We start from the raw sequence: 13,985 nt of genomic DNA on the forward strand, positions 1-13,985 counted from the left end.
CCCGGCGGCGGCGCGTCAGAGGGCCGCTTGCCAGCCGCCGTCGGTGGACAGGGCCTCGGGGCGGTGCACCGGCATGAGCCAGCCGTGCCGGGCGCTGGTCTGGGCCGAGATGTCGATGCGCGGCGCGTGCGTGGCCACGTTGCCGAAGATCGTGGCAAACGAAGCGTCGGCCGCGTCGCGCCCGGTGCCGATGCGCACGAAGCCCATGGGGATCGCCGTGCCCGACGGGTCGAAGATGTACCAACGGTGGCCGATGTAGGCCTCCACGTAGGCATGGAAGTCGGTCGGGCCCAGGGCCGGATCGGCGCCGAAGTCGATCGCGGTGGTGAAGCGCGCGGGGATGTTGAGCGCGCGGCACAAGGCGATCATGAGGTGCGCGAAATCGCGGCACACGCCTTTGTGGTCGTTGAGCGTGTCCAGCGCCGAGGTCATGGAGTTGCTGGTGCCCGACTCGAACGTGACCTGGCTCTGCACCCAATGCTGGATCGCCTGCACGCGGCGGTAACCCGGCGGCATCTGGCCAAACAGGTCGTTGGCCATGGCCGTCACGCAGTCCGACTGGCAGTAGCGGCTGGGGTAGATGTAGGTCAGTGCCTCCGGCGGCAGTTGGCTGATGGGCGTTTCGAACACGCTGTCGGGCTGGGCCACGTGGTGCACGATGTCCAGCGTGGCCCGGTAGCGCAGATGCAACGGGCCGGGGCTGGCGGTCAGGCGCAGGATGCGCGTGCGGGTGGCGGGATCGGTGTGCATGACCATGGGCACGGGCTGACTGACTCGCAGCTCTTCCCACACCACGGTCTGCTGCGGCGAATGCGCGGCCTGGACGTTGAAGATGAAATCGCCGCTGGGCTGGTTGACCTCGTATTGCAGGTCGATGGCGAGGTGGATGCGAACCATGGGATCACCGTGAAGAAAGGAGTGGACGGGCCAAAGGCCTGTGGGACGGTGAAAGACTTCGTTGGATGCTACGCGTCTGAAGCGGTGGCGTCTGTGCGCCATGCCACCTTGCCCCCGCATCGCTGCCGGGCAAGGCCTTGGGCGTAAGCTCAAAAGCCATGCGCGCGCTGCTCTCCACATTCTCCTTGCAAGAGTTGCGCCACCACCCGTGGCGCAACGCCACGGCCGTGGTGGCGGTGATGCTGGGCGTGGCGCTGGCGTTCGCGGTGCACCTCATCAACGCCTCGGCCCTCGCCGAGTTCTCCAGTGCGGTGAGTTCGATCAACGGCCAACCCGACGTGGAGCTGCGCGCCCGCCAGGGCCTGCTGCCCGACACCCTGCTGGACCAGGTGGCCGCCCACCCCGGGGTGGCGCTGGCCAGCCCGGTGCTGGAGCTGCCCACCCAGGCCGTGCTGCCCGGTGGCGAACGCGTGGCCGTCAAGCTGCTGGGCGTGGACGCGCTGGTGGTGGCGGGCTTGTCGCCCGCGCTCATGCCGGTGCCCGAGACCACCACCCAAGACGCCGCGGGGCGGCGCTCCGATCTGTTTGCCCCGGATGCGGTGTTTCTCAACGCCGCCGCCCAACAGGCGCTGGGCAGCACCCCCACCTTGGAACTGCAAAGCGGCCTTTCCCTGCGCAGCGTGCGCGTGGCGGGGCGGGTGAACGCACCCGGCGCACCGCTGTTGGTGATGGACGTGGCGGCCGCTCAGGTCCTGATGGACCGCGCAGGCCAGCTCAGCAGAATCGACATGCGGCTGGCACCCGGCGCGCAGGCCGAGGCGGTGCTGGCCTCGCTCGCCCTGCCCGCCCAGGTGATCGCGCAGCGGCCCGAGCAGGCGGGCGAGCGCGTGAGCAACCTGTCGCGTGCCTACCGGGTCAACCTCACCGTGCTGGCGCTGGTGGCGTTGTTCACCGGTGCCTTCCTGGTGTTTTCGGTGCTGTCGCTCTCGGTGGCGCGGCGCCAGCCGCAGTTCGCCTTGCTCGGCGTGCTGGGACTCTCGGGCAACGAGCGCCTGCGCCTCGTGTTGGCCGAGTCGGCGCTGCTGGGTCTGCTGGGCAGCGCCCTCGGCATTGCGCTGGGCACGGCGCTCGCGGCGCTCGCCCTGCGACTGCTCGGCGGCGATCTGGGCGGGGGTTATTTCTCTGGCGTGGCGCCGCCCTTGCAATGGAGCGCCTGGGCCGCCCTGGTGTACGGCGGCCTGGGTGTGGCGGCCTCGGTGGTGGGTGGCTGGTGGCCCGCGCGCGCCACGGCGCGCATGGCGCCCGCGCTGGCCTTGAAAGGGCTGGGTGCGCCGGTGCGCCCGGGCGCGCGCCGGCACACGCTGGCCCTGGCGCTGGTGGTGCTCGCGGCAGCCCTGGCCTGGGCCCCGCCGGTGGGCGGTATTCCACTGGCAGCCTATCTCTCGGTGGGGCTGCTGCTGGTGGGCGGCATCGCGGCGCTGCCGCTGGCCGTGGGCTGGCTGCTCGACCGCATCGCGCCACACATTGCCCGGCACGCGCTGCCGGTGCTGGCCGTGGAGCGTGCGCGCCGCCTGCGCGAAACCGCCGCCGTGGCCACCAGCGGCGTGGTCGCCAGCCTGGCCTTGTCGGTGGCGCTCACGGTGATGGTGGCGAGCTTTCGCGGCTCGGTCACCCAGTGGCTCGACGCCGTGCTGCCCGCTCAGCTCTATGTGCGCAGCAGCGGGAGCCCCGGCAACGACGCGGCCCATCTGCCCCCGGCGTTCGTGGCGGCGGTGGCGGGTGTGGAGGGCGTGGCGCGCATGGACACGCTGCGCGCCACGCCGGTGCAGCTGGACCCGGTGCGACCGGCCGTGGTGCTGCTCTCGCGCCCGCTCAACAGGGTGCCCGGCTCGGCGCCGAGCCTGCCGCTGGTGGGCAACCCGCTGCCCGCCCCGCCTGCGGCCGAGGGTGAAAGCGTCATCCCCGTGTATGTGAGCGAAGCCATGGTGGATCTCTACGGCGCGCAACCCGGTGGCTGGCTGCCGGGTCTGGCGCAAGCCTTCGCAGGGCCGAGCGTGCGCGGGGTTCGCTTCTTTGTGGCGGGCGTGTGGCGCGACTACGCGCGCCAGCACGGCAGCGTGGCAATGGACCGCGCCGATTTCGTGCGCCTCACGGGGGACGCGCGCGTGAACGACCTCGCCTTGCATCTGGATGCAGGCACGGACGAGAACGCGGTGCGCGAGCGCATCCGCGCACTGGCCTCCAGCGGAGGTGCGGGCGGGCTGATCGAGTTCGCCTCGTCGGGCCAGATCCGCGCGGAGTCGCTGCGCATCTTCGACCGCAGCTTTGCCGTCACCGTGTGGCTGCAGGCGGTGGCCATCGGCATCGGTCTGTTCGGCGTGGCGGCCAGCTTCAGTGCGCAGGTGCTGGCGCGCCGGCGCGAGTTCGGCCTGCTGGCGCACCTGGGTCTCACGCGCCAGCAGATCCTGGGTGTCGTGGCGCTCGAAGGCCTGGCCTGGACGCTGCTGGGCGCGCTCGCCGGCCTGGGGCTGGGCCTGGCGGTGAGTCTGGTGCTGGTGCATGTGGTCAACCCGCAGAGCTTTCACTGGACCATGGATCTGGTGCTGCCCTGGGCCCGGCTGCTCGCGCTGTGCGCGGCTGTGGTGGTGGCGGGCACGCTCACGGCGTGGCTGGCCGGGCAGGCGGCTGCGAGCCGCGACGCGGTGCGTGCGGTGAAGGAGGATTGGTGATGAAGCTCGGACCTGACGGCATGCGCCGCCACCTGTTGATCGCATCGGCTGGCGCCCTCGCCTTTCCCACAGCCCGTGCGCAACCGCCCCACCGTCCGGGCGACCCACTGATGCCAAGGCCACTGGTGTTCCCGCGCGACCACGGCACGCACAACGACACGCGCACCGAGTGGTGGTACCTGACGGGTCACGCCAAAGACGAGAAGGGCCGCGAGTTCGGCTTTCAGGTCACGTTCTTTCGCAGCCGCGTCGACGGCACACAAACCCTGCCAAGCCGCCTGGCGGCCAGGCATCTGCTGTTCGCCCATGCGGCCATCACCGATGTGCAAGGCGGCAAGCTGCTGCACGACCAGCGCATCGCACGCTGGAACGGCGAGCCCCCCATCCAGGCCGAGCGCGGTGTGTTCGCCAGCGAGGCCGACACCCGCGTGGTGCTGCGCGACTGGCACATCGAGCGCACGCCCGACGGCCGCTACAACACGCGCATCGGCGGTGACGCGCTGAGCATCGACCTCACCGCGCAGCCGCAACAGGCCTGGTTGTTGCAGGGCGACCAGGGGTTTTCTCGCAAGGGGCCCGACGTGTCACAGGCGAGCTTCTATGTGTCTCAGCCGCACCTGGCGGTGCAGGGCACGCTGGGCATCGGCAGGCAGCGATTTGAAGTGCAAGGCACGGCCTGGCTTGACCACGAATGGAGCGAGGCGCTGCTGCACCCCGAAGCCGTGGGCTGGGACTGGATCGGCATGAACCTGTTTGACGGCCACAGCGTGACCGCGTTCCAGCTGCGCCGCGCGGACGGCAGCAAGCTCTGGGCGGGTGGTTCGTTTCGAGCTGCGGGCAGCGCACAAAGCCCCACCGACATCTACCGCTTCCGGCCAGGCGAGGTCGACTTCAAGCCGCAACGTTTCTGGACCAGCCCACTCACCCGCGCGAAGTACCCGGTGGAATGGCTGATCCGCACACCGGCCGACTTCTACACCGTCAAAGCGGTGATCGACCCACAGGAACTCGACAGCCGCCAGGGCACGGGGACGGTGTATTGGGAAGGCCTGTCGGACCTGTTCGACAGCAACGGCCAGCGCGTGGGGCGTGGCTATCTGGAGATGACGGGCTACGCGCAGCGGCTGGTGTTGTGATGCGCCACTGCGCGTCGGATCATCGTTGCGGAACGACGATGACCGTGCCGCCTTGGGGCACCGTGGTGCTGCCAGTGGCACCGGTGGCGCCCGTGTAGCCCGTGCTGCCGGTGGCACCGGTGGCGCCGGTGTAACCCGTGCTGCCCGTGGCGCCGGTCGCGCCAGCGCCGCCTGTGGCACCCGTGTCACCGGTGTAGCCCGTGGCACCGGTGGCACCGGTGGCTCCGGGGGGACCCGCTGGGCCCATGGGTGCCGAAATGCAACCGGCGAGCGCGAACGACAGCACGCCAGCCAACAGCAGTTTTGAATGGTTCATGGTGATTCCTTTGTTCATCCACCGAAAGGGTGGCGTGAACAAAGCTTAGGCAAGCCCCGGGCGCGCGTCGGTACGTTGACGGACATAGACCAACGGACACTTTCAGGGGGGCGTGGGATCGGCCTGCCATTCGCGGAAGAAGCGGATGCGCTCGCCGTGGTCGGGGTGGCTGGAAATGGCGATCGGCAATCGGGCGCTGCTCTTGCCATCGTCGTCCTGGCCGGCTTCCTCCCGCTGGATCCGCTCGAAGAACGCGACCATCACCGAGGGGGACACCTGGCTTTGATCGAGCAGCCGCGCGGCGAAGGTATCGGCCTCTCGCTCGGCATCGCGTGAATAGGCCTGCGTGGCGAGGGTCGCGGGCACCGTGGCCAGGAAGCCGCTGGCATCGCCCAGCACCACGCCCACCAGCGCGCTGACCAGACTCGCGCGCACCATCAGATCCAGCCCATGGCGGTGGTGGACATGACCCAGTTCATGGGCCAGCACGCCCACGATGGCGTCGGGCTGGTCGAGCAGCAGCTTGACCAGATCGTCCGTGATCACGATGTAGCCACCGGGCAGGGCAAACGCGTTGGCACCCAGGGCCTTGGACTTGTGAAACGAGAGCTGCCAGGCCGGTGCGTCGCCCTGCGGATGGGCGCGCTCCACGACGGACTTGAATCGGGCGCGCAGCGCTTCCTGTTGCTGTGCGGGCAGCGCGCTGGGCTGCAGGAACAGCCGGTCCAGCTGTTGCATGCCCTGTTCACCCAGGTGGACCTCCAGCGACCTCGGAACCTGGTGCGCCAGGATCTGGCTCAGCCAGGGCACACCCCAGGTCCAGGCCGCACCGAGAAACAGCACGGTGGCCCCCATGGCCACCAGCGTGGCGCGCCAGCTCTGCATCCAGCCCACCACCGCACCGTCGCGCTGGCCGCTGGCCTGCCGCCAGGCGTCCCACTCACCCGCGTCGGCGTGCTGGATCAGGCTGCCGTCGGGCAGTTCACTCTGGCGCTGGCCGTGCGAACGGCGTTCGGCCCAGCGCACCCGCCGCACCGGGTAACGGCGCTCGCTGCCCACCAGCGTGAGCACGAGTTCATCACCCTCGATGCACAGTTCGCAGACCTGCGCGCGCGGGCTGTGGCCGTCAAACCAGGTGCTGAGCAGCCGGGGCGCTTCGTTCATCACAGGCCCATGTCGATACCGAAAAAGTCGCCCGCCGCATCACCCAGCAGGCCTTTGTCGCCACCTTGTGCCTGCGCGAGCCAGGCGTTCACGTCGCCCTGCACCGAGACCCCCATGGCCTCCAGCCGCAGGCGTGCGGTATTCACCTTGGCAAACGGCCAGTAGAGACCCAGCGTGAGCGCAATCAACAGCCAGTTCTTCGCCGTCAGGCTCATCAGGGGGGCGAACTTCAACTGGCTGTCAAAGTGGATGCGTCGGCTGCGGGTGTTGGACCACAGGAGGTTTTGCAGGCGCGACGTGGTGTACGGCACGAGCACCAGCGGGAATGCCAGGTAGGCCAATGCCAACACGAAGGGCAGCGCGATCAGGGCAGCGCCGCCGGAGTTGCCCAGCATCACCGCCACGATGGCACCCACGCCAGCGAGCGCCGCCGTGCACAGCAGGGACACACCCGCCACCCGGAACGAGAAACCGTAGAACGCACCGGCGCCGGCCTTCAGTTGCGCATGTTCCTGCGCGAACACATAACCACCATGCTGGTATTGCTTGACACGCGCCATCAGCCAGGGCGACATCGCGGCCATCGCCAGCACCAGCAGGCTCATCGCCGAGGCGATCATCGCGCCGGCCGCGCCACCCCTGGAGGCCTGCAGGTCAGGCGCGATCAGTGCGATTACCAGCCCGAACGCCAGCACCGGAATGAAGAATGGCAGCATGCACAGATAGGCGTCCTTGAGGTCGCCTTCGAACGACATGCGCACGCCACGCCAGCTGGTGTTGCGCAGGCGGAACTGCAGCGATGCACGCCACAGCGCGGGCCACAACGCCGCCAGCACCAGCAAGGGGATCCACGAAAAGGCCGGCGCGAAGTTGGACACGGCCCAGTAAGAGACACCGAACAGCAGCATGAGCAGGTAGCCGCGGAACATCTTCCAGGGGTCGCCATGAAAGCCCAGCGGGTCTTTGCCCACCAGGGTGTTGTTCTGGAAATAGGCCAGGCGCCGGGCGCGGGCAAAGGGCCAATAGAGCGTGAACGTGATCAGCGTCAGCAGCAGGTTGACGATCCAGATGCGGAAGTACTCGCTGCCCGAGCCGGTGAAGCGGATCTCGAGTGTCTGCGTCGGATCCTTCCCGGGGGATCGCCGGTCGGACAAGAACTCGGTCGCTTCAAAATCATCCCGCTGTGCCATCCCTGTCCTCCTGGTTGTTGAAAATTTGGCCGCGATCCTAGCATCAAAGATTCATACCAATGAACTACTGCTGGCGGATGCGCGCCGCGCATGCGACCGCTGAAAACGGGCGCGCTCAAAACCCGGCACACTTCCCGGCATGAGCTCCCCCTCCCCCACCGACCGTCCCAAAGCCACCACCCCCACATCACTCAGTGGCCTGCTGCCGTTTCTGCGGCCCTACCGCGTGCAGATCGGTCTGGCGATCCTGTTTCTCGTGCTGGCGGCGGTGGCCACGCTGGCGTTTCCGCTCGCGTTGCGTTTCCTCATCGACAGCGGACTCGCCCCGGCCGGGCGCGGCGAGCAGGCGCTCGCGTTGCGCGGCCACTTTGCCGCGCTGTTCGGCGTGGCGGTGGCGCTCGGCATTTTTTCGGCAATGCGCTTCTACCTCGTGAGCTGGCTCGGCGAACGCGTCACCGCCGACCTGCGCAACGCGGTCTACAGCCATGTGCTGCGGCAAAGCCCGCAGTTCTTCGAGACCACGCAGACCGGCGAGGTGCTCTCGCGCCTGACCACCGACACCACCCTGGTGCAGACGGTGGTGGGCTCGTCGCTCTCGATGGGCCTGCGCAACGCCGTCATGGGCATCGGCGCGCTGATCATGCTGGTGTGGACCAACCCCTACGTGATGCTGCAGGTGTTGCTGATCATCGTGCTGGTGGTGCTGCCGAGCATGTGGTTCGGGCGGCGCGTGCGCAAGCTCTCGCGCGCCAGCCAGGACCGCGTGGCCGACTCCAGCGCCATTGCGGCCGAGGTGCTCAACGCGATTCCGGTGGTGCAGAGCTACACCGCCGAAGACCGGGAGGCGGCGCGCTTCTCCGAGTCCACGCAGCACGCGTTCGAGACCGCGATCCGGCGCACGCGCGCGCGCTCGGTGCTGGTGGCCTTCATCATCATCAGCACGGCCGGTCTGCTGCTGTGGGGCCTGTACCAGGGCACGCAGGCGGTGCTGGCCGGCACCATCACGCCCGGTCACCTGGGGCAGACGGTGCTCTACATCATCATCCTGGCCGGTGCGGTCGCCGTGCTCGGCGAGGTGTATGGCGACCTGCTGCGCGCCGCGGGTGCCAGCGAGCGTCTGATGGAATTGCTGGCCAGCGCCTCGCCGGTGCAGTCGCCCGCGCAACCGCTGAAGGCCCCGTCCCCACAAGGCGGCAGTGCGCTGGAGTTCGACGACATCACCTTCCACTACCCCTCGCGCCCGGCGCAGGCCGCCCTCTCGGGCTTCAGCCTGGCGGTGGAACCCGGCCAGACGGTGGCGCTGGTGGGACCGAGCGGCGCGGGCAAGACGACCGTCTTCGGCCTGCTGCTGCGCTACTACGACCCGGCGCTGGGCACGATCCGATTGGACGGCGTGCCGATCCACCAGATGAGCCTTCAGGACCTGCGCAACCGCGTTGGCATCGTGCCGCAGGACCCGGTGATCTTCTCCAGCAGCGCGATGGAAAACATCCGCTACGGCAAGCCGGGTGCGAGCGACACGGAGGTGCGGGCGGCCGCGGCTGCGGCCTTTGCCGACGAGTTCATCGACCAGTTGCCCGAGGGCTACAACACCTTCCTGGGTGAGCGCGGGGTGCGCCTCTCAGGCGGCCAACGCCAGCGCATCGCGATCGCGCGCGCCATGCTCAAGAACCCGCCGCTGCTGCTGCTGGACGAGGCCACCAGCGCACTGGACGCGCAGAGCGAACGCATGGTGCAGGCGGCGCTGGAGTCGGCGATGAAAGACCGCACCACCCTGGTCATCGCGCACCGCCTGGCCACCGTGCAACAAGCCGACCGCATCGTCGTGCTGGACCACGGCAAGCTGGTGGAGCAAGGCACGCACACCGAACTGGTGGCCCACGGCGGCGTGTACGCCGGCCTTGCGGCGCTGCAGTTTCAGGTTTGACCTGTGAGCTAGGCCAGCTGGCGCAGTTCGCGCAGCGCCACTGACACGGGGGCGAGATCCGGAGTCAGGTTGGCGATGCTCTCGTGCATGGCATTCACCCGTTCGATCGCTTTGGCATGCTGGTCCTGCCACTCGGCCAGCGTCTGCTGGCTGCTCAGCAGCGACAGCACCAGCTGCCCGGCGATCGAATACACGTCGTCGCGTGCACTCGCTCGGGCCTGGGTCTGCCACAGCGAGTCCGTCGGCAGCTTGCCGATGTGCTGGCGCCAGTGGTCCAGCCCCAGCGTGTTCTCGATGGCGAAATAGGTCCGCGCGGCCTGCTCCAGCGTGCTGCCGGCCTTCGCGGCCACATCGACCAGATCCAGCACCGGGTACAGGTGGTCGAGCACGGTGAGGTCATCGGCGAGCTGCGCGTCCACACCGGCCTGCACCAGGCGGGCGCTGGCCGCCTTCCACTGCTCAAGGGCCGCGGCGGGCAACCATTGCTCGACATGCTCGCGCAGCGTGCGGGCCGCCGGGCGGTACTTGGCGATCAGTGTGGGCAGGTCGCCCTGTCCACGGTGGCGCAGCATCCAGCGGCTGGCGCGCTGGGCGATGGTGGCCAACTGGGTCAGCAGACTCAGCTGCAGCTCGGTGGTGACCTTGTTGTCCAGCGCGTCGATCTGATCCCAGATCGGCTCCAACGCAAACACCTCGCGCGCCAGGGTGTAGGCGCTGACCACATCGGCCGCGGTGCATGACGCTTCGTTGGCCAGGAAGTTGACGAAGGTGGCGCCCACGCGGTTGGCCACGGTGTTGGTCATGAAGGTGGCGATGATCTCGCGCTTGAGCGGATGCCGCGCGATGAAGTCGCCATGGCGTTCGCCCAGCACCACCGGGAAGTACATCTTGAGCACGCGGGCGTAGAACGGGTCGTCGGGCAGCTCGCTGGCGCACAGCTCGTCGAAGAGGTTCATCTTGGCGTAGGCCAGCAGCACGGCGTTTTCGGGGCGCGTCAGGCCCCGGCCTTCGCGTTTGCGCTTGCCCAGCTCTTCGTCGCTCGGCAGGAACTCGATGGGGCGTTTGAGCAGGCCGATCTGCTCCAGCCATCGCATCAGGTTTTGCTGCCCGTCGAGCAGATACACAGGGCGGGTGGCGGCCAGCTCGATCTGCTGCGTCTGGTAGTAGTTGTCCTGCAGCACGAGTTCGCCGACCTCGTCGGTCATGCTGGCGAGCAGGTCGTTGCGACTCTCCAGCGTGAGCCCACCGGCCTCCAGCACCGCGCCCAGCAGGATCTTGATGTTGACCTCGTGGTCGGAGCAGTCCACGCCGGCGGAGTTGTCGATCGCGTCGGTGTAGATGAGGCCGCCGGCCTGGGCGAATTCGATGCGGCCGTTCTGCGTGCAGCCGAGGTTGCCGCCTTCCCCGAACACCTTGCAGCGCAACTCGTTGCCGTTGACGCGGAAGGCGTCGCCCGCCTTGTCGCCCACCTGTGCGTGGCTCTCGAAACTGGCCTTCACGTAGGTGCCGATGCCGCCGTTGTAGAGCAGATCCACCGGGGCCTTGAGGATGGCGTTGAGCAGTTCGTTGGGTGCCATCTGGGTGGCGTCGGTGCCGATCACGGCGCGCGCCTGCGCACTCAGCGGGATCGACTTGGCGCTGCGCGGGAACACACCGCCACCCTCGCTGATGAGGCCCTCGTCGTAGTCGGCCCAGCTGGAGCGCGGCAGCTTGAACAGCCGCTCGCGTTCGGCATAGCTGGCGGCGAGATCGGGGCTGGGGTCGATGAAGATGTGGCGGTGGTCGAAGGCCAGCACCAGCCGGATCTGCGTGGACAGCAGCATGCCGTTGCCGAACACGTCACCCGACATGTCACCGATGCCGGCCACGGTGAAGGGCTGGGTCTGCGTGTCCACACCCAGGCCGCGGAAATGGCGTTTGACCGATTCCCAGGCGCCGCGCGCGGTGATGCCCATCTTCTTGTGGTCGTAGCCGACCGAGCCGCCGGACGCGAACGCGTCGCCCAGCCAGAAGCCGTAGGCCGCGCTCACGCTGTTGGCGATGTCGCTGAAGGTCGCCGTGCCCTTGTCGGCGGCGACCACCAGGTAGGGGTCGTCCTCGTCGTGGCGCACCACGTCGGGTGGCGGCACCACCGCGCCCTTGACCAGGTTGTCGGTGATGTCGAGCAGGCCCGAAAGAAAGGTCTTGTAGCAGGCCACGCCTTCGGCCAGGTAGGCTTCGCGCTCGCTCGCGGGCGGGGCCTTCTTCAGCACGAAGCCGCCCTTGGAGCCCACCGGCACGATCACCGTGTTCTTCACCATCTGCGCCTTCACCAGGCCCAGGATTTCGGTGCGGAAATCCTCGCGCCGATCCGACCAGCGCAGGCCGCCGCGCGCGACCTTGCCGCCGCGCAGGTGCAGACCCTCCACGCGGGGTGAGTAGACCCAGATCTCGAACAGGGGCTTGGGTTCGGGCACGTTGGGGATGTCGCGCGGGCTGAGCTTGAAGCTCATGTAGTCATGTCCGCGCTGGTAGGCATTGGTGCGCAGCGTGGCCTGGATGGTGCTGAGGAACTGGCGCAGCACGCGGTCTTCCTCCAGGCTGGCCACGTCGGCCAGCAGGGCTTCCAGCGCTTGCGCCTGGGCTTCAATGCATTCCGCGCGGAGGTCCGCTTTCGCCGGGTCGAAGCGGATCGCGAACAGCTCGGCCAGGCCTTGCGCGATGGCGGGGTTCCTGTTGAGCGTGTCTTCGATGTAGCTCTGGCTGAAGGCGAAACCGAGCTGCTTGAAGTAGCGCACGTAGGCGCGCAGCACGGCAATGGCGCGGGCATTGAGCTCGGTGGAGAGCACCAGGCGGTTGAGCGCGTCGCTCTCCACCTCCTGGCGCCAGACCGCCTGAAAGAGCTCCTCGAAACGGAACTTGAGGCGTTCGACGTCCAGTGGCTGGGCAAACTGCAGGCCCCAGTCGTGAATCCAGTAGCCCGGCGCGGCCAGGTGGTAGGGGTGCTCGTCGAGCACGCGCGCACCCATGGCCTCCATCACCGGCATGGCGTCCGACAGGGTGATCTTCTGCGTGGCGTAGGTCTTGAAGCGCACCTGCCCCTGGCGGTTGTAGAGCTTGAGCGCGAGCGGTTGCTGTTCGCCCAGGCCGCTGAGCACGGCCGCGTCGCTGGCGGCGGTGTCCGCGTCGAAGTGCTCGCGGTAGGCGGTCGGGAACGCCGCCACCAAGGCCTCCAGACCGCTGGCGCTGCGGCCGCTCTGCGCCAGCAGCACGGCGTTCACACCATCGACCCAGCGCTTGCAGGCCTGGGCCACGCGGGCCTCGAGCTGCGCCAGGTCCACCTGCGCGGGCAGCTTGTCCTTGGCGCGCACGATGTAGTGAATGCGCGCGAGCGCGCTGTCGGTGAGCATGGGCGTGAATTCGATCGACGCCGCATCGAAGGCCTCGGTGAACAGGGCGCCGAGCTTCACACGCAGCTCGGTGGTGTACACATCGCGCGGCACATACACCAGCAGGGATGCCAGGCTGCCGTAGGCACCACGGCGCACGAACAGACGCACGCGCTGGCGCTCCTGCAGGCGCAGGATGCCCATGGCATGCTGCTCCAGCGTGGCGGCATCGATCTGCAGCATCTCGTCGCGCGGGTAGGTCTCCAGGATCGCCTGCAAGGCCTTGTGGGCATGGCTGCCCGTGACCACACCGGCATTGGTCATGACCTGAGCCACATGCTGGCGCACCACCGGGATCTGTTCCACCGAGGCGGCGTAGGCTGCCGATGTGTACAGCCCGAGGAACCGGCTCTCACCCACCAGCTTGCCGGAGGCGTCCAGCCGCTTCACGCTGATGGCGTCCATCCAGGCCGGTCGGTGCACGGTGGACCGGCTCATGGCCTTGGTGGACAACACCAGGTCGGGGTTGGACACGAAAGCCGCAGCAGGTTGGGCCGGCAGCACCTGAGCACCGGGTGACTTGAGCAGGCCCAGCGCGGTGCCGGGCATGGGCACCAGCACATCGCCTTTGAGTTCGTAATCTTCAGCCGCCAGAAAAGTGAAGTGCCCTTGTTCGAGCCAGGTCAGGAAGGCCTTGGCTTCGTCGGCGACGGACGCGTCCAGCGCGGTGAAGCTGGCGTTGAGCACCTGCACGCGCGAGAGCATGGCGCGCCAGTCCTGGACGGCCAGGCGCACGTCCTGCAAGGTGTCTTCAATCACGCGGCGCAGCGACTGACCTTCCGGGTCGGAGGCCAGCCGGTCGCACTCGACCAGGATGCACGAAACGAGTTGCCCGTCGCCGGCGCCTTGTTGCGCGGCACCGAGGATCTCGACCACGTGACCGGCCGCATCGCGTTTGACACGCACCAGCGGATGGACGATCCAGTGCAAGGTGCGTCCGGTGCGGTTGACGGCCATGCCGACCGAGTCGACGAGAAAGGGCATGTCGGGATGCACGATCTGCAGCACGTGCGTGCCCCGGTCCTGCACGGGATCCACCGGCAGGTCCAGCACCTGAACGATGACTTCACCGGGCGCCGATGCGCTCAACAGGGCCTGGTGCGCGGCGGCCATGGTCTTGAGCAGGGCGGGATCGCGGTTGCGCATTTCCTCGGGGTCGGCAGCGGCGAAATACAGGTCCTGAAAGCTCGGGTTCATG

8 protein-coding genes are annotated in these 13,985 nt (G+C 68.3%); 3 read left to right on the forward strand and 5 right to left on the reverse strand.

The genetic code is table 11. The features are described from left to right. Positions 1-15 precede the first annotated feature (15 nt). Positions 16-897: a transglutaminase-like domain-containing protein gene (locus V6M63_RS16210; RefSeq protein WP_332743541.1), complete on the reverse strand. Its 882-nt coding sequence runs from the start codon at positions 895-897 to the stop codon at positions 16-18. 158 nt (positions 898-1,055) lie between these two features. Here V6M63_RS16210 and V6M63_RS16215 point away from each other — a divergent pair, with 158 nt between their 5' ends. Continuing rightward, positions 1,056-3,626 (forward strand): ABC transporter permease, encoded by a 2,571-nt coding sequence (locus V6M63_RS16215; protein WP_332743543.1) that lies wholly within the window; start codon positions 1,056-1,058, stop codon positions 3,624-3,626. Further along, positions 3,626-4,762, forward strand: a complete 1,137-nt coding sequence (locus V6M63_RS16220) for a lipocalin-like domain-containing protein (RefSeq protein WP_332743544.1) — start codon at positions 3,626-3,628, stop codon at positions 4,760-4,762. Before V6M63_RS16215 ends, V6M63_RS16220 begins: the two co-directional genes overlap by 1 nt. Positions 4,763-4,781: 19 nt before the next feature. Here V6M63_RS16220 and V6M63_RS16225 read toward each other — a convergent pair whose 3' ends face one another. The 3 genes from V6M63_RS16225 to V6M63_RS16235 form a co-directional block, all read right to left on the reverse strand. Then, positions 4,782-5,078, reverse strand: a complete 297-nt coding sequence (locus tag V6M63_RS16225; RefSeq protein WP_332743546.1) for a hypothetical protein — start codon at positions 5,076-5,078, stop codon at positions 4,782-4,784. Positions 5,079-5,180: 102 nt separating this feature from the next. After that, positions 5,181-6,242 carry a M48 family metallopeptidase gene (locus V6M63_RS16230; protein WP_332743547.1) on the reverse strand — a complete coding sequence of 354 codons (1,062 nt, stop codon included), beginning with the start codon at positions 6,240-6,242 and terminating at the stop codon, positions 5,181-5,183. Next, complete coding sequence (locus V6M63_RS16235) at positions 6,242-7,432, reverse strand: YjgN family protein (protein ID WP_332743549.1); 1,191 nt, start codon at positions 7,430-7,432, stop codon at positions 6,242-6,244. The genes V6M63_RS16230 and V6M63_RS16235 overlap by 1 nt, the downstream gene beginning before the upstream one ends. Before the next feature lie 139 nt (positions 7,433-7,571). On the opposite strand from V6M63_RS16235, the gene V6M63_RS16240 reads away from it, so the two are divergent. Beyond that, positions 7,572-9,359 carry an ABC transporter transmembrane domain-containing protein gene (locus V6M63_RS16240; RefSeq protein WP_332743551.1) on the forward strand — a complete coding sequence of 596 codons (1,788 nt, stop codon included), beginning with the start codon at positions 7,572-7,574 and terminating at the stop codon, positions 9,357-9,359. An 8-nt stretch (positions 9,360-9,367) separates the two neighbouring features. Here the strand turns inward: V6M63_RS16240 and V6M63_RS16245 are convergent, their stop codons facing one another. After that, positions 9,368-13,984 carry an NAD-glutamate dehydrogenase gene (locus tag V6M63_RS16245; RefSeq protein WP_332743553.1) on the reverse strand — a complete coding sequence of 1,539 codons (4,617 nt, stop codon included), beginning with the start codon at positions 13,982-13,984 and terminating at the stop codon, positions 9,368-9,370. Between the last annotated feature and the right edge of the window lies 1 nt (position 13,985).

This window comes from Hydrogenophaga sp., assembly GCF_036675665.1.
Taxonomy (GTDB): Bacteria; Pseudomonadota; Gammaproteobacteria; order Burkholderiales; family Burkholderiaceae_C; genus Hydrogenophaga.

Excerpts from the sequence above, each read along its gene's own strand:
- V6M63_RS16220 (WP_332743544.1), top strand. The coding sequence starts at position 3,626 with ATGAAGCTCGGACCTGACGGCATGCGCCGCCACCTGTTGATCGCATCG.
- V6M63_RS16215 (WP_332743543.1), top strand. The coding sequence starts at position 1,056 with ATGCGCGCGCTGCTCTCCACATTCTCCTTGCAAGAGTTGCGCCACCAC.
- V6M63_RS16210 (WP_332743541.1), bottom strand. The coding sequence starts at position 897 with ATGGTTCGCATCCACCTCGCCATCGACCTGCAATACGAGGTCAACCAG.
- V6M63_RS16245 (WP_332743553.1), bottom strand. The coding sequence starts at position 13,984 with ATGAACCCGAGCTTTCAGGACCTGTATTTCGCCGCTGCCGACCCCGAG.
- V6M63_RS16235 (WP_332743549.1), bottom strand. The coding sequence starts at position 7,432 with ATGGCACAGCGGGATGATTTTGAAGCGACCGAGTTCTTGTCCGACCGG.
- V6M63_RS16240 (WP_332743551.1), top strand. The coding sequence starts at position 7,572 with ATGAGCTCCCCCTCCCCCACCGACCGTCCCAAAGCCACCACCCCCACA.
- V6M63_RS16225 (WP_332743546.1), bottom strand. The coding sequence starts at position 5,078 with ATGAACCATTCAAAACTGCTGTTGGCTGGCGTGCTGTCGTTCGCGCTC.
- V6M63_RS16230 (WP_332743547.1), bottom strand. The coding sequence starts at position 6,242 with ATGAACGAAGCGCCCCGGCTGCTCAGCACCTGGTTTGACGGCCACAGC.